This is a genomic window from Marisediminicola sp. LYQ134, assembly GCF_046599635.1.
In the GTDB taxonomy this organism is placed as follows: Bacteria; Actinomycetota; Actinomycetes; order Actinomycetales; family Microbacteriaceae; genus Marisediminicola.
Genome location: NZ_JBKIWP010000003.1, coordinates 20803 through 41871 on the forward strand (window position 1 = coordinate 20803; position 21069 = coordinate 41871).

The window sequence follows — 21069 nt, forward strand, 5'->3', positions numbered from 1 at the left end:
ATCCGCATGCCTATTACACAGAGCCAGACAACCAAGACGAGCAAGGGCCTTCTCGGCACCAAGCTCGGGATGACCCAGGTCTGGGACGAGAACAACAAGCTCATCCCCGTGACCGTCATCGAGATCACGCCCAACGTCGTGACGCAGCTGCGCACCCCCGAGGTCGACGGCTACACGGCCGTCCAGATCGCCTACGGGCAGATCGACCCTCGCAAGGTCAACAAGCCCAAGTCGGGTCACTTCGACAAGGCCGGCGTCACGCCGCGCCGTCACGTGACTGAGATCCGCACTGCGGATGCCGCCGACTACACGCTCGGCCAGGAGATCGCAGTCGACATCTTCGAAGCCGGCCAGAAGGTCGACGTCGTCGGCACGAGCAAGGGCAAGGGCTTCGCCGGTGTCATGAAGCGTCACAACTTCAAGGGCGTCAGCGCATCGCACGGTGCACACCGCAACCACCGCAAGCCCGGTTCCATCGGTGCTTCGTCGACCCCCAGCCGTGTCTTCAAGGGCATGCGCATGGCCGGTCGTATGGGTGGCGAGCGCGTGACCGCGATGAGCCTCAAGGTCCAGGCAGTCGACCTCGAGAAGGGTCTCATCCTGGTCAAGGGTGCCGTTCCCGGTGCTCGTGGCCGTCTCGTATTCGTTCGCAACGCAGTGAAGGGGGCGTAACCGATGGTTGACAACGCCAACGCCACGCTCGACGTCATCGACTCGAAGGGCGCCAAGGTCGACTCCGTCGAGCTGCCCGCCGAGACGTTCGACGTGCAGACCAACGTGCCGCTCATCCACCAGGTCGTCGTCGCCCAGCGTGCAGCAGCGCGCCAGGGAACGCACAAGACCAAGGGCCGCGGAGAGGTTTCCGGCGCAGGTCGCAAGCCGTTCAAGCAGAAGGGAACCGGTCGCGCTCGCCAGGGCTCGATCCGTGCTCCCCAGATGACCGGTGGTGGAATCGTCCACGGGCCCACGCCGCGCGACTACGCGCAGCGCACCCCGAAGAAGATGATCGCTGCGGCCCTCCGCGGCGCGCTCTCCGACCGCGCACGCGGTGGACGCATCCACGTCATCGACTCGCTCTCGGTCGGAGACGTCCCCTCGACCAAGACGATCGTCGCCCTGCTCGACTCGATCGCCACGAGCAAGCACGTTCTCATCGTGCTCACGCGTGACGACGAACTGAGCGCCAAGAGCGTCCGCAACATCCCGTCGGTGCACGTGCTGCCGTTCGATCAGCTCAACGCCTACGACGTTCTCGTCTCCGACGACATCGTCTTCACGCGTGCGGCATTCGATGGCTTCGTCGCCGGACCCGCTGCGGCCCAGCCGAAGTCGACGGATGTCGACGGCGCGCCCAGCAAGAAGCGCGTGAGCCCCGAGCGTGCCGCCGCCGAGAAGGAGAAGGTCTCAGCATGACCGGAATCAACAAAGACCCGCGCGACGTCATCCTGTCGCCCGTCGTCTCCGAGAAGAGCTACGGCTTGATCGACCAGGGCAAGTACACGTTCGTCGTGGACCCCCGTTCGAACAAGACCGAGATCAAGCTCGCCGTCGAAAAGATCTTCGGCGTGCAGGTCGCCTCGGTCAACACCCTGAACAAAAAGGGCAAGACCCGTCGCACCAAGTTCGGGATCGGCAAGCGCAAAGACACCAAGCGCGCGATCGTGACGCTCAAGTCCGGTTCGATCGACATCTTCACGGCTGTCGGCTAAGGGACATAGAGGAATACACATGGCTATTCGCAAATACAAGCCCACGACTCCTGGTCGTCGGGGATCCTCGGTCGCAGATTTCGCCGAGATCACCCGCTCGACCCCGGAGAAGTCGCTGCTTCGTCCGCTCTCCAAGACCGGTGGTCGTAACAACGCCGGTCGCATCACGACTCGTCACATCGGTGGTGGCCACAAGCGCCAGTACCGTGTCATCGACTTCCGTCGCAATGACAAGGACGGCGTGAACGCTCGCGTCGCCGAGATCGAGTACGACCCCAACCGCACGGCACGCATCGCGCTCCTGCACTTCTTCGACGGCTCGAAGCGCTACATCATCGCGCCGAACAAGCTCAAGCAGGGCGACATCGTGGAGTCGGGTGCATCGGCTGACATCAAGCCGGGCAACAACCTCCCGCTCAAGAACATCCCCACCGGTACGGTCATCCACGCGATCGAGCTCAAGCCGGGCGGCGGCGCCAAGATGGCCCGCTCCGCCGGTGCTTCGGTTCGTCTCGTCGCCAAGGACGGTCCCTACGCGCAGCTTCGTCTGCCGTCGGGTGAGATCCGCAACGTCGACGCGCGCTGCCGTGCCACGATCGGCGAGGTCGGCAACGCCGAACAGTCGAACATCAACTGGGGTAAGGCCGGCCGCATGCGCTGGAAGGGCGTCCGCCCGACCGTGCGTGGTGTCGCCATGAACCCCGTCGACCACCCGCACGGTGGTGGTGAGGGCAAGACCTCCGGTGGACGCCACCCGGTCAGCCCGTGGGGCCAGAAAGAGGGCCGCACCCGCCACGCCAACAAAGAGAGCGATCAGCTCATCGTTCGCCGCCGTAACGCCGGCAAGAAGCGCAAGTAGGAGTTGTAGAGGATGCCACGCAGTCTCAAGAAGGGTCCCTTCGTTGACGACCACCTGCTTCGCAAGGTCGTCGGCGCTAACGCGGCCAACAGCAAGAACGTGATCAAGACCTGGTCGCGCCGCTCGATGATCGTCCCGGCAATGCTGGGTCACACCATCGCGGTGCACGACGGTCGCAAGCACATCCCGGTGTTCGTCACCGAGACGATGGTTGGGCACAAGCTCGGTGAGTTTGCCCCCACCCGCACCTTCCGTGGACACGAGAAGGACGACAAGAAGGGTCGTCGCCGCTAACGCGGTGGCGTAAGGAGGAGAGAAATGGTGGAGTCGATCGCACGTGTGCGACACATCCGCGTGACCCCTACGAAGGCTCGTCGTGTCGTCAACATGATCCGCGGCAAGCAGGCGACGGAGGCCTTGGCCATCCTGAAGTTCGCCCCCCAGGGTGCGAGCGAGCCCGTCTTCAAGCTCGTCGCGTCGGCCATGGCCAACGCGCGAGTCAAGGCGGATGCCAGCAACAGCTACCTGAACGACGATGACCTGTTCATCTCGTCGGCCTATGTCGACGAGGGCGCGACGCTCAAGCGTTTCCAGCCGCGTGCACAGGGTCGCGCGTTTCAGATCCTGAAGCGCACGAGCCACATCACGATCGTCTTGGCGACGCCGGACGAGGCGGATGCCGCCTCGACGGGCTCAGCCACAACGACGAAGGCAGGAAAGAAGTAATGGGCCAGAAAGTAAACCCCTACGGCTTCCGTCTGGGAATCACGACCGACCACGTGTCGCGTTGGTTCTCCGACAGCACGAAGGCCGGCCAGCGTTACAGCGACTACGTCGCTGAAGACGTCAAGATCCGCAACCTGCTCAAGACGAGCCTCGACCGTGCCGGTGTGGCACGCATCGAGATCGAGCGCACCCGTGACCGCGTCCGCGTCGACATCCACACGGCCCGTCCGGGCATCGTGATCGGTCGTCGTGGCGCCGAGGCCGAGCGCATCCGCGCCGACCTCGAGAAGCTCTCGGGCAAGCAGATCCAGCTCAACATCCTCGAGGTCAAGAACCCCGAGGCCGAGGCTCAGCTCGTGGCACAGGGAATCGCGGAGCAGCTCAGCGCTCGCGTCGCGTTCCGTCGTGCGATGCGCAAGGGTCTCCAGGGCGCCCAGCGCGCCGGAGCCAAGGGTGTCCGCATCCAGGTCTCCGGTCGTCTCGGTGGTGCTGAGATGAGCCGTTCCGAGTTCTACCGCGAGGGTCGCGTTCCGCTGCACACCCTGCGCGCCAACATCGACTACGGCTTCTACGAGGCCAAGACGACGTTCGGCCGCATCGGCGTGAAGGTCTGGATCTACAAGGGCGACATCACCAACAAGGAGCTCGCTCGCGAGCAGGCCAACGCGAAGTCGTCGCGCCCCGAGCGTCGCGGCGACGACCGTCGTGACGGCGGAGCGCGTCGTGGACCCGCGAGCGGAGCCCCGAGGACCGAGGCTGCTCCGGCAGCAGTAGGAGCAGAGGCGTAATCATGTTGATTCCCCGCAAGGTCAAGCACCGTAAGCAGCACCACCCCGGCCGTAGTGGCCAGGCGACCGGTGGCACGACGGTCTCGTTCGGTGAGTACGGCATCCAGGCCATGACTCCCGCATATGTGACGAACCGCCAGATCGAGGCAGCTCGTATCGCGATGACGCGTCACATCAAGCGTGGTGGAAAGGTGTGGATCAACATCTACCCCGACCGCCCGCTCACCAAGAAGCCCGCCGAGACCCGCATGGGTTCCGGTAAGGGTTCGCCCGAGTGGTGGATCGCGAACGTCAAGCCGGGTCGCGTGCTCTTCGAGCTCAGCGGTGTCTCGGAGACCGTCGCTCGCGAAGCTCTCACTCGTGCAATTCACAAGCTGCCCCTCAAGGCACGCATCATCAAGCGCGAGGAGGGCGACGCATAATGGCGATCGGTTCCAAGGAGCTCGCCCCTGACGAGCTCGACACTTTCGAAGACGACAGGCTCGTCGACGAACTCAAGAAGGCCAAGGAAGAGCTGTTCAACCTGCGCTTCCAGTCGGCCACCGGCCAGCTCGAGAGCCACGGGCGTCTGCGCGCGGTCAAGCGCGACATCGCTCGTATCTACACCGTGATCCGTGAGCGCGAGCTCGGCATCCGTGCCACGCCCGCTCCGATCGAGGTCGAGTCGAAGCCCGCCAAGGCGAGCAAGAAGAAGGCCAAGGCAGACACTGCCACCGACGAGACCGCTCCGGCGGACTCATCCACCGAGAAGAATGAGGAGGCGAAGTAATGGCAACGAAAGACACGAAGACCGCGTCCGACACCACCGTGCACGCCGCTCACGACGTCAAGGATGAGGCTGCTCGCGGTTACCGCAAGTCCCGTCGCGGCTACGTGACGAGCGACAAGATGGACAAGACGATCACCGTCGAGGTCGAGGACCGCGTCAAGCACCCCCTCTACGGCAAGGTCATCCGCCGCACATCCAAGGTCAAGGTCCACGACGAGGCGAATTCCGCCGGCGTCGGCGACCTGGTCATGATCAGCGAGACCCGTCCGCTCAGTGCCACGAAGCGCTGGCGCCTCGTCGAGATCCTCGAAAAGGCCAAGTAAGCGTCCGCGCTTGCTTTCAGTAGGAGATACAGATGCTTCAGCAGGAATCACGAGTCAAGGTCGCTGACAACACCGGCGCCAAAGAGCTGCTCACGATTCGCGTCCTCGGCGGCTCAGGCCGTCGCTACGCCGGTCTCGGCGATGTCATCGTCGCGACCGTCAAGGACGCCATCCCGGGCGGCAACGTCAAGAAGGGTGACGTCGTCAAAGCCGTCATCGTTCGCACCAAGAAGGAGACCCGTCGTCCCGACGGCTCATACATCAAGTTCGACGAGAACGCCGCCGTCATCCTGAAGGCAGACGGGGACCCCCGCGGTACCCGCATCTTCGGACCGGTCGGCCGCGAGCTTCGTGACAAGAAGTTCATGAAGATCATCTCGCTCGCCCCGGAGGTTATTTAGTCATGGCGAACATCAAGAAGGGTGACCTCGTGCAGGTCATCAGCGGCGCCAAGCAAGAGCGTGGCGGTGACCGTGGCAAGCAGGGTCGCGTGCTCGAGGTGCTCAAGGAGAAGAACCGCGTGGTCGTGGAGGGTGTCAACTTCGTCACCAAGCACGTTCGCGTAGGACAGACCCAGCGCGGCTCGAAGACGGGTGGCATCGAGACCCACGAGGCACCCATCCACGTCTCGAACGTCGCCCTCGTCGACCCCACAACGAAGAAGCCGACACGCGTCGGTTTCCGCAACGAGCAGGTGGAGAAGGACGGCGTCACCAAGACCGTCCGCGTCCGCTACGCCAAGAAGTCAGGTGAGGACCTGTAATGACCGACACAACTACTGCCGCGACGGCTGTCAAGGTGCAGCCGCGCCTCAAGCAGAAGTACAAGACCGAGATCTCGGCCCAGCTGCTGAAGGACTTCGGCTTCACGAACGTGCACCAGGTGCCCGGTCTCGTGAAGATCGTCGTTAACACCGGTGTGGGCGAGGCCGCTCGCGACGGCAAGATCATCGACGGGGCCGTCAAGGACCTCACGGCGATCACAGGCCAGAAGCCCGTCGTCACCAATGCGCGCAAGTCGATCGCTCAGTTCAAGCTGCGCGAGGGCCAGCCCATCGGCGCCCACGTCACCCTCCGTGGTGACCGCGCGTGGGAGTTCCTCGACCGTCTGCTGTCGCTCGCGCTTCCGCGTATCCGTGACTTCCGCGGACTGAGCGACAAGCAGTTCGACGGCCGCGGCAACTACACCTTCGGTCTCACCGAGCAGTCGATGTTCCACGAGATCGACCAGGACAAGATCGACCGCGTGCGTGGTTTCGACATCACCGTCGTCACCACCGCGAAGAACGACGACGAGGGTCGCGCGCTGCTCAAGGCGCTCGGTTTCCCGTTCCGCAACGCCCAGAACACCCCGTAACACCTCACGCATCACCGATCGACCAGGTCGGCATGTCCGCGTAACGGATGCCGAAACCAGACGAGATAAAGGAATCAACTCATGACAATGACAGATCCGGTCGCAGACCTGCTGACCAGACTGCGCAACGCGAATTCGGCCTTTCACGAGACCGTGTCGCTTCCGAGCAGCAACCTCAAGACCCACATCGCCGAGATCCTCCAGAAGGAGGGCTACATCACGGGATGGAAGGTCGAAGACGCTCGCGTCGGCAAGACCCTCACGATCGACCTGAAGTACGGCCCCAACCGTGAGCGTTCGATTGCGGGCATCAAGCGCGTGTCGAAGCCCGGCCTCCGCGTCTACGCGAAGTCGACCGAGATCCCCAACGTTCTCGGCGGTCTCGGTGTCGCAATCCTGTCGACCTCCTCTGGCCTCCTCACGGACCGCCAGGCAACCTCGAAAGGCGTGGGTGGGGAAGTCCTCGCCTACGTGTGGTAACCCGTCATGTCACGAATCGGAAGACTTCCCATTCCCGTGCCTGCCGGCGTCGACATCACCGTCGATGGCGCAGCGGTCACGGTCAAAGGCCCGAAGGGTGAGCTCTCGCTCACCGTCGCGAGCCCCATCCAGGTCGCCCTCGAAGACGGCCAGGTGCTCGTCACCCGCCCCGACGACGAGCGCGAGTCGCGGTCGCTCCACGGACTGACCCGCACGCTCATCGCGAACCAGATCATCGGCGTCACGAACGGCTACTCCAAGGGCCTCGAGATCGTCGGTACCGGTTACCGCGTCGCAGCCAAGGGCGAGACGCTCGAGTTCGCTCTCGGTTTCTCGCACCCCGTCGTCGTCACCCCGCCCGCAGGCATCTCGTTCGCGGTCGAGGGCAACAACAAGCTCACCGTCCACGGAATCGACAAGCAAGCCGTCGGTGAAGTGGCCGCAAACATCCGCAAGCTGCGCAAGCCCGAGCCCTACAAGGGCAAGGGTGTGCGCTACGCAGGCGAAGTAGTCCGCCGCAAGGCCGGAAAGAGTGGTAAGTGATCATGGCTCTCGGAACTAGAGGCAAGAGCAAGTCGGCCGCCAAGGGCCGCCGACACACCCGCCTTCGCAAGAAGGTCGTGGGAACCGAGGTGCGTCCGCGCCTCGTCGTCACCCGGTCGGCGCGTCACGTCTTCGTGCAGGTCGTCGACGACAGCAAGGGTTTCACCCTCGCGTCGGCGTCGACTCTCGAGTCGGACATGCGCACCTTCGACGGTGACAAGACGGCGAAGGCCAAGCGCGTCGGCGAACTCATCGCCGAGCGCGCGAAGACCGCCGGTATCGACGCCGTCGTCTTCGACCGCGGTGGTAACCGCTACGCCGGTCGCGTCGCCGCGATCGCCGATGGAGCCAGGGAAGGCGGGTTGGACCTGTGAGCGACGCAACAACCAACAAGGAGCAGACCGTGGAGCCGACCAAGGCCGTGGAGCCCGACTCGACGGAGACGGCAGTCGTTCAGACCGCTGTCGTCGAGACGGCAGCCGGTACGGACAACAGCGCGACGACCGAGCCGCGCGAAGCGCGTCGCGGTGGCCGTGAGCGCAACCCGAACCAGCAGCGTGGCTCGCGCGACAGCGAGAAGAGCCAGTTCCTCGAGCGCGTCGTCACGATCAACCGCGTGTCGAAGGTCGTCAAGGGTGGTCGTCGCTTCAGCTTCACCGCTCTCGTCGTCGTCGGTGACGGTAACGGTCTCGTGGGCGTCGGATACGGCAAGGCTCGCGAAGTTCCGACCGCGATCTCGAAGGGCGTCGAAGAGGCGAAGAAGAACTTCTTCCGCGTTCCCCGCGTCGCCCAGACGATCCCGCACCCCGTGCAGGGTGAAGCTGCCGCCGGCGTCGTGCTTCTGCGCCCCGCATCCGCGGGTACCGGTGTTATCGCCGGTGGTCCCGTCCGTGCCGTGCTCGAGTGCGCCGGCATCCACGACGTCCTGAGCAAGTCGCTCGGGTCGTCGAACACGATCAACATCGTCCAGGCCACCGTCGCTGCCCTCAAGCAGCTCGAGGAGCCCGCTGCGGTCGCCGCACGCCGGGGTCTGTCGGTCGAGGACGTCGCGCCTGCTCGCCTCCTGCGTGCCCAGGCTGACGCGAAGGCAGGTGTCTGATGGCCGCGCGCCTGAAGGTGACCCAGATCAAATCGAAAATCAGTGAGAAGCAGAACCAGCGCGACACGTTGCGGAGCCTCGGGCTCAAGCGCATCGGCGACATCGTGGTTCGCGAAGACAATTCGCAGAACCGCGGCTACGTCCGTACCGTCGCTCACCTGGTCAAGGTCGAGGAGATTGACTAATGGCTGAAGACACCACTCCGGCGGAGAAGGCCCCCAAGGCCGAGACCGCCGCGAAGACCAAGAAGGCTCCGGCCAAGGCTGCTGCCGACACCACGTCGGCCGCGAAGAAGCCCGCGACCAAGAAGCCCGCAGCGAAGGCAGACGCGCCCAAGGCCGACGACGCGAAGGCGGACACCAAGCCCGCCACCGCGAAGAAGCCCGCCGCGAAGAAGCCTGCAGCCAAGAAGCCCGGTTCGGCGGATGCCTCGGCTGACGCCGCATCGTCGACGACGTCCGCTCCGGCGAAGAAGGCCGCTCAGGCCGACGTCGTCGTGCGTCCGCAGGTGCTCAAGATGCACCACCTCCGCCCCGCGCCCGGTGCCAAGAAGGACCGCATGCGCGTGGGTCGTGGTGAGGGCTCGAAGGGTAAGACCGCGGGTCGCGGAACCAAGGGAACCAAGGCCCGTTACTCGATGCGCCCCGGTTTCGAGGGTGGAAACATCAACTTCGTCATGCGTGCTCCGAAGCTGCGCGGGTTCAAGAACCCGTTCCGCGTCGAGTACCAGGTCGTCAACCTCGAGAAGCTCGCCGAGCTCTACCCGTCGGGCGGAGACGTCACGGTGCAGGATCTCGTGCTCAAGGGCGCCGTTCGCAAGAACGAGAAGGTCAAGGTTCTCGGCAATGGTGACATTGCGGTTAAGCTGACTGTTGCGGTCGACAAGGTCTCCGGCTCAGCAGAGCAGAAGATCGTCGCCGCGGGCGGCTCGATCAAGTAACAGGTCGAACCAGCACCATCCAGCCGCGGTGGCCCGAAAGGGCCACCGCTCGGCTGTTTCAGAGCAACCAGGAGGACCTCGTGTTCAGAGCTGTCGCGCGGATTTTCCGCACGCCCGACCTTCGCAGGAAGATCGGGTTCACGCTCGGCATCGTGGCGATCTTCCGGCTGGGGTCGTTCATCCCGGCGCCGTACGTCGACTACGGCAACATCCAAGAGTGCATCGCCTCGAATGACGGAACGACGGGGCTCTACGAGCTCGTCAACCTCTTCAGCGGTGGCGCTCTGCTCCAACTCTCGGTCTTCGCGCTCGGGATCATGCCGTACATCACGGCGTCGATCATCACGCAGCTCCTGCGTGTGGTCATCCCGCACTTCGACACCCTCCACAAGGAGGGCCAGACCGGGCAGGCGAAGCTCACCCAGTACACGCGCTACCTGACGATCGCGCTCGCGATCCTCCAGTCGACGACTCTCATCACCGTGGCCCGGAGTGGCGCGCTGTTCCCGTCGACGACCGGCGTCCCCGCCTGCAGCAACCTCATCACCGACCCGTCGTGGTACGCCACGCTCCTCATGGTCATCACGATGACCGCGGGCACCGGCCTCATCATGTGGCTCGGCGAGCTCATCACCGAGCGCGGCGTCGGTAACGGCATGTCGCTCCTCATCTTCACCTCGATCGCCGCGACGTTCCCGAGCGCCCTCTGGGGCATCGCCCTCGCGCAAAGCTTCGAGGTCTTCCTCCTCGTGCTCGCCGTCGGCCTCGTCATCATGTGCGCGGTCGTCTTCGTCGAGCAGTCTCAGCGGCGCATCCCCGTGCAGTACGCCAAGCGCATGGTCGGGCGACGCACCTACGGCGGAAACAACACCTACATCCCGATCAAGGTCAACATGGCCGGCGTCGTGCCCGTGATCTTCGCATCGTCGCTGCTCTATCTGCCGTCGCTCATCGCGCAGTTCAACCAGCCTGCAGACGGAAGCCCGCCCGCACCGTGGGTGACGTGGATCACCGACAACCTGCGCACGGGCGACAACCCGCTGTACATGCTCATGTACTTCCTGCTCATCGTCGGGTTCACCTACTTCTACGTCGCGATCACCTTCAACCCCGAAGAGGTCGCCGACAACATGAAGAAGTACGGCGGATTCATCCCCGGCATCCGCGCGGGACGTCCGACGGCCGAGTACCTCGACTACGTGCTCACGAGGGTCACCCTGCCCGGTTCGCTCTACCTCGGATTCATCGCGCTCATCCCGCTCATCGCTCTCGCGACCGTGGGTGCCAACGCGAACTTCCCGTTCGGCGGCGCGAGCATCCTCATCATCGTCGGCGTCGGTCTCGAGACGGTCAAACAGATCGACTCGCAACTGCAGCAGCGGCACTACGAGGGACTTCTCCGGTGACCCGGCTCCTCATCGTCGGCCCGCCCGGTGCGGGCAAGGGCACGCAGGCCGCGCAGATCGCACGGACCTACGGGATCCCGGCGATCGCGACGGGCGACATCTTCCGTCACAACATCAAGAACCGGACGGAGCTCGGCCAGAAGGTCCAGGCGATCGTCGACGCGGGGGACTACGTTCCCGACGAGCTCACGAACGAGCTCGTCGCGGCGCGACTCACGGAACCCGATGCCCTCGACGGTTTCCTCCTCGACGGCTACCCGCGCACGCTCGACCAGGTGACGTTCCTCGACGAGCTCCTCGCGTCGAAGGACCAGGCGCTCGACGCCGTCGTGCAGCTCGTCGCCGACACCGATGAGGTCGTCTCCCGTCTGCGCCGCCGCGCCGTCGACCAGGGCAGGCTCGACGATTCGGAAGACGCCATCCGTCACCGTCAAGAAGTGTTCGCTCGCGAGACCGCGCCGATCGTCGCCGGCTACTCGGAGCGTGGCCTCCTCGTCGAGGTCGACGGGCTCGGCGCGATCGACGAGGTCGGTCAGCGCATCAGCACGGCTCTGCTCGAGCGCGGTGTCACCGTGCCGGTCGAAGAGTCGGCACCCACCGCGGGCTGAGAACCGTGCGTTCCCGGTCGATCTACAAGTCGCCGGCCGAGATGCGGGCGATGCTCGAACCCGGACGCATCACGGCGGCCGCGCTGTCTGCCGTCCGGGACGCGATCCGCCCCGGTGTCACGACCCTCGAACTCGACGCGATCGCGGAACGGGTCATCCGCGATGCCGGGGCCGAGCCGAATTTCGCCCTCGAGCCCGGATACCGCCATACGATCTGCGCTTCGGTCAACGACGATGTGGTGCATGGGATCCCGACTGATCGCCCTCTCGAGGCGGGCGACATCCTCTCGATCGACTGCGGGGCGCTCTTCGAAGGGTGGAACGGCGACGCGGCGTTCACTGTCGTGCTTCCGGATGACGGTCAGGAGTCCCGCGTGCGGTCGCGGTCGCGCTTGTCGGCGGTCACCGAGGGATCGTTGTGGGCGGGGATCGCCGCTCTCGCGTCGGCCAAGCACCTCGGCGCGGTGGGCGAGGCGATCGAGGCGGCTGTCGATGCTCGAGGACAGTACGGGATCGTCGAGGGCTACGCCGGTCACGGGATCGGCCGCGCGATGCACGAAGAGCCGTCGGTGTTCAACTACGCCGTGCGGGGGAGGGGCGCCGCGATCAAACCCGGCCTCGTCGTCGCGATCGAGCCCATGGTCACCGCGGGGTCGTCGGACACCGTTGTGAGGGACGACGAGTGGACGGTCGCGACGAGCGACGGTTCCGACGCCGCGCACTGGGAGCACTCGGTCGCGGTCCACGCGCACGGCGTCTGGGTGCTCACGGCTCCCGACGGCGGTCGTGCCGGACTCGCGCCCTTCGGGATCGTGCCGACCCCGCTCGCCTGACACACCGCGAGAGAGTGCCTACTTGTCGATGCTCCGAACGAGCTCTTCGATGAACGAGGGGAAGTCGGCGGATCCGCGGATGATGCGGTGCACATCGTCGCGCTCGGCGAAGACCGACACGAACTGGTCGAAGAGGGACTGGAAGGTCGTTCGATCCGACGCGCTGAACGCGATGAGCGCGACGACGTTGACCCTGTTGTCGCCCCACTCGATCGGCGACTCGTTGACAGCGATGCAGATCGCGGTGCGCTGGGCCGTCATCCCGATCGCGTGAGGCACCGCGAGGCTGTCGGTGAACGCGGTCGACGACATGCGTTCGCGGTCGATCGCGTGAGCGACATAGTCGGTGTCGATGATGTCGAGGGCGACCATGCGCTCACCGAGCGCCCGGATGATGTTCTCGCGGCCGTCGACCTCGAGGTTGCGCACGAAGAGTGACTCGTCGAAGAACAGCAGGAGGTCGTCTTTGAGTCGCAACCGGCGGCGTTGCCGCCTCACTCGCCGCACGGCGCGTCGGACCGCGTCGACGTCGTCGTCGGTGAGGAAGGGCTGGATGACGACGGTGTCGTCGGTCGTGCGCACGTCGGGCAGCGTCGTCACGACGATGTCCGTCGCGAGGGCGTGCCAGTCGATGTCGGTGCGGGTGATGACGATCTCGACGTGCAGCTGATCTCCGAGCGCCGCTTCGAGTCGCTCGCGCAGGATCGTGTGCATGTCGTAGTAGTTCGGGCACACGATCGCGCACGTCACGCGTTCCTCGCGCTTGGATTGCCTCTCGAGATACGAGCCGACGTGCAGAGCGATGTAGGAGATCTCGTCGTCGTTGATGGCGATGTGCTCGCTGCGCTGGATCTCGCTCGCGATGAAGACGGCGATCTCGTAGATGAGGGGGTAGGCCGTCTTGATCGATCTCGTCATCGGATTGCGCGAGTACGACTGATCGTGCGCGCGGGCGATGAGGTTGCTGACGTGCAGCGAGAGCCGCACGATGAACTCCTCGTTGTGCAGATCGACGAGATACTCCTCGGCGACGCGCTCGACGATGGAGCGCACGAGCGCGAGCTCACGGTCGACCGCGAGCGAGGCGACATCCGTCTGCGTCGCGGTATATCCGCGCGTGATGACGCGCGTCGTCAGCAGAGATGCGAGGTAGGAGAGGTCCGTCGGCGATAGTGCGACCCCGAATCGGGCGACGATGAGCGCGTCGAGCTCGGTCGAGACTCCCGCGACGGATTCGTGACGCGCATCGATCTCCGCCGACGACGGCAACTGCCGTTTGGCGGCGCGATCGACCGCTATGGCGACGTGCAGGAGCACGTTGTTGATGCCGTACTCGTTGACGAAATACCCGTGGCCGTCGAGCATGGCGATGAGATCGGTCTTGAACCCGCGCAGATCCGACGACGCGAACTCCCTCTCGATGCTGTCGATCTCGAGAAAACCCTGCGCCCCCTCGTCACGGAACATGCGGCTGATGAGTCGACGGAGTCGGTGCTCGGGGCCGTCGAGGACGACACGGTTGTCGCGACGCAGAAGGCGCAGTCCGGCCGACTCCACTTCGGGGCGGAGTTTGCGCAGGTCCGACTCGATCGTCGACTCGCTCACGAACATCCCGTCGGCGAGGTCGTAGAGGTCGAGACCCTCGGGCGCATCGCCGAGTCGACGCACGAGGTGGTAGATCCGGTCGCTCGGCGACCCCGTGTCGCCCGGCGAGGTCGGCTTCGCGGAGAGGAAGGAGGCGTAGGCCTCACGATCGAGCCGATACCCGTTCGTCGACGACTCGATGACCTCGAGCGGAGCGGCCAGGCCCTTCACCGCGGTGACGTAGCTGCGCACGCTGCGTGTCGTGACCCCGAGGTGGTCGGCGAGCTCGCTCGCGGTCACCCACCCGGCGTCGGATCGGAGGTAGGCGAGCAGCCGTTCGTGTCTGTCGCTCATCGTCTCCACCCTAGGCCTTCGTTTCCGGGGGTGCGGAAGCAAGCCTGCTGGCGCACCGCTTGGCACGGGAGGGAGGATGGTCGAACAAGGTTTGTGAGCGCAAGGAGGCGTGCGATGCAGCGAGTTCTCGTCGTCTGCGGTGCGGGCGCATCCAGCTCATTCCTCGTCCACTGGCTCCGGCGTGAAGCGACCGCCCGCGCCGACGACATCCGGTTCGATGCCGGGTCGATCGACGACATCGACACGGCTCTCGAGGATGTCGACGTGCTCCTCGTCGGGCATCACCTCGCCGCGGTGTATCCCGCTCTCGAAGACTCCGCGGTGCGTGCGGGTGTCGCATCGGCTCTGCTCGAGCCCGTCGGCTTCGACTCCGCCGGTGCTCGCGCGGCCTACGCGGCCCTCGGCCCCCTTGTCGACCGCGGTCTCGTCCGCGGCGCCTCATCGCCCGCATCCCCCTCTGGAGAAACCCATGCCTGAACAGAACGTCGTCGTCGCATCCGCTCACGGATTGCACGCGCGGCCCGCCTCGCTCTTCACCCAGGCGGCAGCCAGAGCGGGCATCCCCGTGACGATCGCGAAGAACGGCAAGTCCGTGAACGCCGCGAGCATCCTCGGAGTGATCTCCCTCGGAATCGACCACGATGACGAAGTGACCGTGGGAGCCGAAGGCGAGTCGGCCGACGACGTCGTCGCCGAGCTCGTCGCGCTCCTCGCCACAGACATGGACGCCGAATGATCGGTCGCCCCTCGAACCCACCCCTCGCACCACAGCACCGCAGCACCCGCATCACCGCACCTCGCACCACGCCACCACCCACCACTCACGAAAACGGAGCACAGTCATGACGACGACGTCACCTCAGACCACGACGAAGAAGGGGGTCCGCGTTCGCATTCAGCAGTTCGGTGCCTTCCTCTCCGGCATGGTCATGCCGAACATCCCCGCCTTCATCGCGTGGGGCCTCATCACCGCCCTCTTCATCGAGACCGGTTGGGTTCCCGTTGCGGAACTCGGCGGTTTCGGAACCAACGCCGCCGGTGACCCGAACATCGGCCTCGTCGGGCCGATGATCACGTACCTCCTGCCGCTCCTCATCGCCTACACCGGTGGACACATGGTCTACGGCATGCGCGGTGGAGTCGTCGGTGCCGCAGCGACCATGGGTGTCATCATCGGCGCCGCGGGAACCCCGATGTTCCTCGGCGCGCTCATCCTCGGACCGCTCACGGCGTACATCCTCAAGAAGGTCGACTCGATCTGGGACGGCAAGATCCGCGCCGGGTTCGAGATGCTCGTCAACAACTACGTGGGCGGTTTCGTTGCGTTCGTCGTGGCGCTCGCCGGGTTCTTCTTCGTCGCCCCCGTGCTCAAGGCCGTCAGCGACGTGCTGGGCGCCGGCGTTCGCGGACTCACCGAAGCCGGGCTCCTGCCCCTCGCCTCGATCATCATCGAGCCCGCGAAGGTGCTGTTCCTCAACAACGCCATCAACCAGGGTGTTCTGACGCCGCTCGGTACTATCGAGTCGGACGAGACCGGGCAGTCGATCCTCTACCTCCTCGAGGCGAACGCCGGCCCCGGCCTCGGACTCCTGCTTGCGATCTCGGTGTTCGGCGTGGGCATCGCCCGCTCGACCGCACCCGGCGCGATCATCATCCAGTTCTTCGGTGGAATCCACGAGATCTATTTCCCCTACGTGCTCGCCAAGCCGATCCTCCTCCTCGCACTCATCGCAGGTGGCGCAAGTGGGATCGCAACGAACGTGGTCTTCCGGTCGGGCCTCGTGAGCCCCGCATCGCCCGGCAGCATCTTCGCGATCCTCGCGCAGACGGCTCGCGGCAGCCACCTCGGTGTCGTGCTCTCGGTCATCATCTCGGCGACCGTCACCTTCGTGATCGCGTCGATCATCCTGCGGGCGACGCGTAAGCGTGACCTCGCGGCCGAAGCCGCGGGAGAGAACGACCTCGCCGCCGCCGCCGCGAAGATGGATGAGCTCAAGGGAAAGAAGAGCGACTACACGACCGGACTCAAGGGCGAAGCAGCGTCGACGACGGCTGCCGCCGGTGTCGCCGGTTCTGTCGGAACGGCCGCGCGCGTGCAGAACATCGTGTTCGCGTGCGACGCTGGTATGGGCTCGAGCGCCATGGGCGCGAGCGTCTTGCGCAACAAGATGAAGAAGGCCGGAATCGACGGGATCACGGTGACGAACAAGTCGATCGCGAACCTCGACGGTTCCGAAGACCTCATCATCACGCAGCGTGAGTTGACCGATCGGGCCCGCGAGAAGAACGGTAACGCCGAGCATGTCTCGGTGGACAACTTCATGAACAGCCCGCGCTACGACGAGGTCGTCGAGCGGGTCGCGGACCAGCAGCAGTAACACCGGCCAGAACAGGAAGAGGAACCATGAGCGAGAACGTGCTCGAACGAGACCAGATCGTCGCGTCGGGATCAGCGACGACGAAGGACGCCGCGATCGAGGAGGCGAACGCCATCCTCGTCAAGGCGGGTGCGGTGACCGAGGACTACCTCGGCTTCATGCACGCGCGCGAAGCGGTCACGTCGACGTACATGGGCAATCTCCTGGCCATCCCGCACGGCACGAACGAGGGCAAGGACACGATCCTGAAGTCTGCGCTCTCGTTCGTGCGGTACGACTCCCCGATCGACTGGGACGGCAACGACGTACGGTTCGTCGTCGGTATCGCGGGCAAAGAGAACGGGCACCTCGAGATCCTGTCGAAGATCGCGATCATCTTCTCCGACGAGGACGAGGTGCAGAAGCTCCTCGACGCGGGCTCGGCCGACGAGCTCTTCTCCGCGCTCGGCGACGTCAACGCCGCGTGAAGGCCGTTCACTTCGGGGCCGGAAACATCGGTCGCGGTTTCGTCGGCCTCATCCTCCATCGCGCGGGGTACGAGATCGTCTTCGCCGATGTCGCGACGGAGCTCATCGCGAAGCTCGCGGCGAGCTCGAGCTACGAGGTGCACGAGGTCGGCGCGGAGCCTCGCACGTGGACCGTCGACGGCTATCGCGCCATCAACAGTCGTGACGACGAGGCGGGAGTGATCGCCGAGATCGCCACTGCCGAGGTCGTCACGACCGCGGTGGGTCCGAACGTGCTGAGGTTCATCGCGCCGGTGATCGCGAAGGCCCTCGAGCAGCGAGCAGACGACGCCGGCCGGCTCACGGTCATGGCCTGCGAGAACGCGATCAACGCGACCGATCTGCTCGCGGCGGAGGTGGCGAAGGCTCTCGGCGATCGGGACGCCGCATGGTTGCACGGGCGCGCGGTGTTCGCCAACACGGCCGTCGACCGCATCGTCCCGGGGCAAGCAGACCCCGAGTCGCTCGACGTGACCGTCGAGGACTTCTTCGAGTGGGCCATCGAGACATCGTCGTTCGACGGCGACGTCCCCGTCATCCCCGATGCCCACTTCGTTCCCGACCTCGAGCCGTACATCGAGCGCAAGCTCTTCACGGTCAACACCGGGCACGCGACGACGGCCTATCACGGCTTCCTCGCGGGCGCCGCAACGCTCGCCGAGGCCATCGCCATCCCCGCGGTCCGAGCCGAAGTCGAGGCCGTCCTCGCCGAGACGGCGGATCTCCTCGTGCGAAAGCACCTGCTCGATCAGGCCGACCACGACGCCTACGTCGAGCGCACTCTCGTGCGTTTCGCCAACGCCGACCTTCCCGACACCCCCGAGCGCGTCGGCCGGGAGCCGCTGCGCAAACTCGGTCGCAACGAGCGCTTCGTCTCGCCCGCCCGCCAGATCGCGGAGCGCGGCGGATCGTTCGACGCGCTCGTGCGTGCGATGGGGGCAGCCGTGCAGTTCGACGTTCCGGAGGACCGGGAGAGTGTCGAACTGCAGGCGCTGCTGCGTTCCGAGGATGCCGACACCGTCACGGAGAGAGTCACCGGAATCGACTCCGGGTCGCCACTGTTCGCGGCGGTGTCGACGAGAGTCTCGGCCGTTCAAGCCGACCTCTGATCGGCGACCGGCGCGGAGTATACGGCGCAGGTGGCGAAACGCCCGGAAATCACCTAAGCTCGATCGTTGGTGTCTTGGCCCGATTCTGTCGTGCCCGGTTCTCGCTTGTCACAAGCGCGAGAGACGCCACATCCACCGCACGACCAGCAAACAATAACTTTTAGCGACGAAGAGGATATGGCGAAAAAAGACGGTGTCATCGAGATCGAAGGTGCTGTAGTCGAAGCGCTGCCCAACGCGATGTTTCGCGTCGAGCTGACCAACGGCCACAAAGTACTCGCCCACATTTCGGGCAAAATGCGTCAGCACTACATCCGCATCCTCCCCGAGGACCGCGTGATCGTCGAGCTGAGCCCCTACGACCTCACCCGCGGCCGGATCGTCTACCGCTACAAGTAGCGCGTGCTGGAAAGTAACGGCCCTCGACTCTTCGAGGGCACGACGACAGCGAACACAAGGAAAACACGATGAAGGTCAACCCCAGCGTCAAGCCGATCTGCGAGAAGTGCAAGGTCATCCGTCGCAACGGCAACGTCATGGTCATCTGCGAGAACCCGCGCCACAAACAGCGCCAGGGCTGATCCAGCTGCACCAGCACCACAACTGAATACAGAACTAGCGATACCAGAACCGCCGATGCCCTCCGGGCTACGCGGGGACACCAGTGGGCGGAGGCCGCTGCACAGGGATCGCTACAGACCTCCACGAAACACCAGGAGAAGCCACCATGGCACGTCTAGCCGGCGTCGACATCCCGCGCGACAAGCGCGTTGAAGTCGCACTGACATACATCTACGGTGTCGGCCGCACGAGGGCACTCAAAGTCCTCGCCGAGACCGAGATCAGCGGAGAGATCCGCGTCAAAGATCTGACCGATGACCAGCTCATCGCTCTGCGCGACAACATCGAAGGCAACTACAAGGTCGAAGGTGACCTCCGCCGTGAGGTGGCTGCCGACATCCGACGCAAGGTCGAGATCGGAAGCTACGAGGGTGTCCGTCACCGTCGCGGCCTGCCCGTGCGCGGACAGCGCACCAAGACCAACGCTCGCACCCGCAAGGGCCCGAAGCGCACCGTTGCCGGCAAGAAGAAGGCCCGATAGCGAGCACTGCTCGTATCGCCATAACAGTTTTAGGAGAACATCATGGCAGCACCAAAATCGGCCGCTCGTAAGCCGCGTCGCAAAGAGAAGAAGAACGTCGCCGTGGGCCAGGCCCACATCAAGTCGACCTTCAACAACACGATCGTCACCATCACCGACCCCACCGGGGCCGTGCTGAGCTGGGCGTCGTCGGGAACCGTCGGCTTCAAGGGATCGCGTAAGTCGACCCCCTTCGCCGCGCAGCTCTCCGCCGAGTCGGCCGCGCGCCAGGCTCAGGAGCACGGCGTCAAGAAGGTCGACGTCTTCGTCAAGGGACCGGGCTCGGGCCGCGAGACCGCGATCCGTTCGCTCCAGGCCGCCGGCCTCGAGGTCGGTTCGATCAACGACGTCACCCCGCAGGCGCACAACGGTTGCCGCCCGCCCAAGCGTCGCCGCGTCTAACGCACCCCGTCGCGGGAGCTCGCTCACGCGGATCATGATCGCCTCGTCACACCGGCCGCCTCGCGGCCGGTGTGACATCGGCGCATAGGACAACTCAATACATTTCCCAAGTGTCAAATAGCGGACACTTCGCCGAAAGGAATCAATAGTGCTGATTGCACAGCGTCCAACTCTTACCGAAGAGAACATCTCCGAGTTCCGTTCGCGGTTCGTCATCGAGCCCCTCGAACCCGGCTTCGGTTACACCCTCGGCAACTCGCTCCGCCGCACCCTGCTCTCGTCGATTCCCGGCGCGGCAGTCACGAGCATCCGTCTCGACGGCGTTCTGCATGAGTTCAGCACGATCGCCGGGGTGAAGGAAGACGTCACCGAGATCATCCTGAACATCAAGGGACTCGTCGTCTCGAGCGAGAACGACGAGCCGATCACGGCGTACCTGCGCAAGCAGGGTGCCGGCCAGGTCACGGCCGCCGACATCTCCGCTCCCGCCGGTGTCGAGATCCACAACCCCGAGCTCGTCATCGCGACGCTCAACGACAAGGCCAAGTTCGAGCTCGAACTCACGATCGAGCGCGGTCGTGGATACGTCTCGGCCACGCAGAACCGCAGCGAGTTCAGCGAAGCGGGTCAGATTCCGATCGACTCGCTCTACTCGCCCGTGCTCAAGGTGACCTACCGCGTCGAGGCGACTCGTGCCGGTGAGCGCACCGACTTCGACCGCCTCGTCGTCGACGTCGAGACCAAGTCGGCGATCACCCCGCGCGACGCGATCGCCTCTGCCGGCCGCACCCTCACCGAGCTGTTCGGTCTCGCTCGCGAGCTCAACACCGCGGCCGAGGGCATCGAGATCGGCCCGGCTCCCGTCGACGCCGTTCTGTCGTCGGAACTCAGCATGCCGATCGAAGACCTCGACCTCTCGGTGCGCAGCTACAACTGCCTCAAGCGCGAGGGCATCAACACCGTCAGCGAGCTCGTGGCGCTGTCGGAGACGCAGCTCATGAACATCCGCAACTTCGGACAGAAGTCGGTGGACGAGGTCAAAGACAAGCTCGTCGAGATGGGCCTCTCGCTCAAGGACACGGTTCCCGGTTTCGACGGAGCCCACTTCTACAGCGGCTACGACGACGTCGAAGAGACCAACTAGAGCCGTCGTCAT

At 65.0% G+C, this 21069-nt stretch carries 33 protein-coding genes; 32 read left to right on the plus strand and 1 reads right to left on the minus strand.

Features of this window, described 5'->3' with window-relative positions:
- The first annotated feature begins 6 nt into the window (after positions 1-6).
- The 22 genes from rplC to map all read left to right on the plus strand — a co-directional run bounded on the left by rplC (position 7) and on the right by map (position 12439).
- Positions 7-672: a 50S ribosomal protein L3 gene (rplC, locus tag ACLHIH_RS13205; RefSeq protein ID WP_411317311.1), complete on the plus strand. Its 666-nt coding sequence runs from the start codon at positions 7-9 to the stop codon at positions 670-672.
- Between the two features lie 3 nt (positions 673-675).
- Positions 676-1413 (plus strand): 50S ribosomal protein L4, encoded by a 738-nt coding sequence (gene rplD / locus ACLHIH_RS13210; RefSeq protein WP_411317312.1) that lies wholly within the window; start codon positions 676-678, stop codon positions 1411-1413.
- Entirely contained in the window at positions 1410-1709 is a 300-nt protein-coding gene (rplW, locus tag ACLHIH_RS13215; protein WP_411317313.1) for a 50S ribosomal protein L23, read from the plus strand. Before rplD ends, rplW begins: the two co-directional genes overlap by 4 nt.
- A 19-nt stretch (positions 1710-1728) precedes the next feature.
- Positions 1729-2568, plus strand: a complete 840-nt coding sequence (gene rplB / locus ACLHIH_RS13220) for a 50S ribosomal protein L2 (protein ID WP_411317314.1) — start codon at positions 1729-1731, stop codon at positions 2566-2568.
- Between the two features lie 12 nt (positions 2569-2580).
- On the plus strand, positions 2581-2862 hold the full coding sequence (gene rpsS / locus ACLHIH_RS13225) for a 30S ribosomal protein S19 (protein WP_411317315.1): 282 nt from the start codon (positions 2581-2583) through the stop codon (positions 2860-2862).
- Positions 2863-2886: 24 nt separating this feature from the next.
- Positions 2887-3294, plus strand: a complete 408-nt coding sequence (gene rplV, locus ACLHIH_RS13230) for a 50S ribosomal protein L22 (RefSeq protein WP_411317316.1) — start codon at positions 2887-2889, stop codon at positions 3292-3294.
- Complete coding sequence (gene rpsC, locus ACLHIH_RS13235; RefSeq protein ID WP_411317317.1) at positions 3294-4082, plus strand: 30S ribosomal protein S3; 789 nt, start codon at positions 3294-3296, stop codon at positions 4080-4082. Before rplV ends, rpsC begins: the two co-directional genes overlap by 1 nt.
- Before the next feature lie 2 nt (positions 4083-4084).
- A complete protein-coding gene (gene rplP / locus ACLHIH_RS13240) occupies positions 4085-4504 on the plus strand; it encodes a 50S ribosomal protein L16 (RefSeq protein WP_411317318.1) in 420 nt (139 codons plus the stop codon).
- Positions 4504-4851 carry a 50S ribosomal protein L29 gene (gene rpmC / locus ACLHIH_RS13245; protein ID WP_411317319.1) on the plus strand — a complete coding sequence of 116 codons (348 nt, stop codon included), beginning with the start codon at positions 4504-4506 and terminating at the stop codon, positions 4849-4851. The genes rplP and rpmC overlap by 1 nt, the downstream gene beginning before the upstream one ends.
- Positions 4851-5174 carry a 30S ribosomal protein S17 gene (rpsQ, locus tag ACLHIH_RS13250; protein ID WP_411317320.1) on the plus strand — a complete coding sequence of 108 codons (324 nt, stop codon included), beginning with the start codon at positions 4851-4853 and terminating at the stop codon, positions 5172-5174. The genes rpmC and rpsQ overlap by 1 nt, the downstream gene beginning before the upstream one ends.
- A 32-nt stretch (positions 5175-5206) precedes the next feature.
- Positions 5207-5575 (plus strand): 50S ribosomal protein L14, encoded by a 369-nt coding sequence (gene rplN, locus ACLHIH_RS13255; protein ID WP_411317321.1) that lies wholly within the window; start codon positions 5207-5209, stop codon positions 5573-5575.
- A gap of 2 nt (positions 5576-5577) precedes the next feature.
- On the plus strand, positions 5578-5937 hold the full coding sequence (rplX, locus tag ACLHIH_RS13260) for a 50S ribosomal protein L24 (protein ID WP_411317322.1): 360 nt from the start codon (positions 5578-5580) through the stop codon (positions 5935-5937).
- Entirely contained in the window at positions 5937-6530 is a 594-nt protein-coding gene (gene rplE, locus ACLHIH_RS13265; protein ID WP_411317323.1) for a 50S ribosomal protein L5, read from the plus strand. Before rplX ends, rplE begins: the two co-directional genes overlap by 1 nt.
- 81 nt (positions 6531-6611) lie before the next feature.
- Complete coding sequence (rpsH, locus tag ACLHIH_RS13270; RefSeq protein WP_411317324.1) at positions 6612-7010, plus strand: 30S ribosomal protein S8; 399 nt, start codon at positions 6612-6614, stop codon at positions 7008-7010.
- Between the two features lie 6 nt (positions 7011-7016).
- Positions 7017-7553, plus strand: a complete 537-nt coding sequence (gene rplF, locus ACLHIH_RS13275; protein ID WP_411317325.1) for a 50S ribosomal protein L6 — start codon at positions 7017-7019, stop codon at positions 7551-7553.
- A gap of 2 nt (positions 7554-7555) precedes the next feature.
- Positions 7556-7927, plus strand: coding sequence for a 50S ribosomal protein L18 (gene rplR, locus ACLHIH_RS13280; RefSeq protein WP_411317326.1), 372 nt, complete (start codon positions 7556-7558; stop codon positions 7925-7927).
- A 47-nt stretch (positions 7928-7974) separates the two neighbouring features.
- Positions 7975-8652, plus strand: a complete 678-nt coding sequence (gene rpsE, locus ACLHIH_RS13285) for a 30S ribosomal protein S5 (protein ID WP_411317484.1) — start codon at positions 7975-7977, stop codon at positions 8650-8652.
- Positions 8652-8837 carry a 50S ribosomal protein L30 gene (gene rpmD / locus ACLHIH_RS13290; protein ID WP_411317327.1) on the plus strand — a complete coding sequence of 62 codons (186 nt, stop codon included), beginning with the start codon at positions 8652-8654 and terminating at the stop codon, positions 8835-8837. The genes rpsE and rpmD overlap by 1 nt, the downstream gene beginning before the upstream one ends.
- Positions 8837-9592: a 50S ribosomal protein L15 gene (rplO, locus tag ACLHIH_RS13295; RefSeq protein WP_411317328.1), complete on the plus strand. Its 756-nt coding sequence runs from the start codon at positions 8837-8839 to the stop codon at positions 9590-9592. Before rpmD ends, rplO begins: the two co-directional genes overlap by 1 nt.
- Before the next feature lie 80 nt (positions 9593-9672).
- Positions 9673-10998 (plus strand): preprotein translocase subunit SecY, encoded by a 1326-nt coding sequence (gene secY / locus ACLHIH_RS13300; RefSeq protein WP_411317329.1) that lies wholly within the window; start codon positions 9673-9675, stop codon positions 10996-10998.
- Complete coding sequence (locus tag ACLHIH_RS13305) at positions 10995-11606, plus strand: adenylate kinase (protein WP_411317330.1); 612 nt, start codon at positions 10995-10997, stop codon at positions 11604-11606. The genes secY and ACLHIH_RS13305 overlap by 4 nt, the downstream gene beginning before the upstream one ends.
- 5 nt (positions 11607-11611) lie before the next feature.
- Positions 11612-12439 carry a type I methionyl aminopeptidase gene (map, locus tag ACLHIH_RS13310; protein ID WP_411317331.1) on the plus strand — a complete coding sequence of 276 codons (828 nt, stop codon included), beginning with the start codon at positions 11612-11614 and terminating at the stop codon, positions 12437-12439.
- Between the two features lie 18 nt (positions 12440-12457).
- Here the strand turns inward: map and ACLHIH_RS13315 are convergent, their stop codons facing one another.
- Positions 12458-14377 (minus strand): BglG family transcription antiterminator, encoded by a 1920-nt coding sequence (locus ACLHIH_RS13315; RefSeq protein ID WP_411317332.1) that lies wholly within the window; start codon positions 14375-14377, stop codon positions 12458-12460.
- Positions 14378-14491: 114 nt separating this feature from the next.
- On the opposite strand from ACLHIH_RS13315, the gene ACLHIH_RS13320 reads away from it, so the two are divergent.
- The 10 genes from ACLHIH_RS13320 to ACLHIH_RS13365 all read left to right on the plus strand — a co-directional run bounded on the left by ACLHIH_RS13320 (position 14492) and on the right by ACLHIH_RS13365 (position 21057).
- The gene (locus ACLHIH_RS13320) at positions 14492-14854 is read left to right on the plus strand and encodes a PTS sugar transporter subunit IIB (protein WP_411317333.1); all 363 of its coding nucleotides are present in this window, start codon (positions 14492-14494) and stop codon (positions 14852-14854) included.
- Positions 14847-15113 (plus strand): HPr family phosphocarrier protein, encoded by a 267-nt coding sequence (locus ACLHIH_RS13325; RefSeq protein WP_411317334.1) that lies wholly within the window; start codon positions 14847-14849, stop codon positions 15111-15113. The genes ACLHIH_RS13320 and ACLHIH_RS13325 overlap by 8 nt, the downstream gene beginning before the upstream one ends.
- A 106-nt stretch (positions 15114-15219) precedes the next feature.
- Positions 15220-16755 carry a PTS mannitol transporter subunit IICB gene (locus tag ACLHIH_RS13330; RefSeq protein ID WP_411317335.1) on the plus strand — a complete coding sequence of 512 codons (1536 nt, stop codon included), beginning with the start codon at positions 15220-15222 and terminating at the stop codon, positions 16753-16755.
- Between the two features lie 26 nt (positions 16756-16781).
- A complete protein-coding gene (locus ACLHIH_RS13335) occupies positions 16782-17222 on the plus strand; it encodes a PTS sugar transporter subunit IIA (protein WP_411317336.1) in 441 nt (146 codons plus the stop codon).
- Positions 17219-18370: a mannitol-1-phosphate 5-dehydrogenase gene (locus tag ACLHIH_RS13340; protein WP_411317337.1), complete on the plus strand. Its 1152-nt coding sequence runs from the start codon at positions 17219-17221 to the stop codon at positions 18368-18370. The genes ACLHIH_RS13335 and ACLHIH_RS13340 overlap by 4 nt, the downstream gene beginning before the upstream one ends.
- Before the next feature lie 177 nt (positions 18371-18547).
- Positions 18548-18769, plus strand: coding sequence for a translation initiation factor IF-1 (gene infA, locus ACLHIH_RS13345; RefSeq protein WP_022883252.1), 222 nt, complete (start codon positions 18548-18550; stop codon positions 18767-18769).
- Positions 18770-18837: 68 nt separating this feature from the next.
- Positions 18838-18951 (plus strand): 50S ribosomal protein L36, encoded by a 114-nt coding sequence (rpmJ, locus tag ACLHIH_RS13350; RefSeq protein WP_354474636.1) that lies wholly within the window; start codon positions 18838-18840, stop codon positions 18949-18951.
- Between the two features lie 146 nt (positions 18952-19097).
- A complete protein-coding gene (gene rpsM / locus ACLHIH_RS13355) occupies positions 19098-19472 on the plus strand; it encodes a 30S ribosomal protein S13 (protein WP_411317338.1) in 375 nt (124 codons plus the stop codon).
- Positions 19473-19514: 42 nt separating this feature from the next.
- Entirely contained in the window at positions 19515-19913 is a 399-nt protein-coding gene (rpsK, locus tag ACLHIH_RS13360) for a 30S ribosomal protein S11 (RefSeq protein WP_161885428.1), read from the plus strand.
- Between the two features lie 148 nt (positions 19914-20061).
- Complete coding sequence (locus tag ACLHIH_RS13365) at positions 20062-21057, plus strand: DNA-directed RNA polymerase subunit alpha (RefSeq protein WP_411317339.1); 996 nt, start codon at positions 20062-20064, stop codon at positions 21055-21057.
- Positions 21058-21069 lie beyond the last annotated feature (12 nt).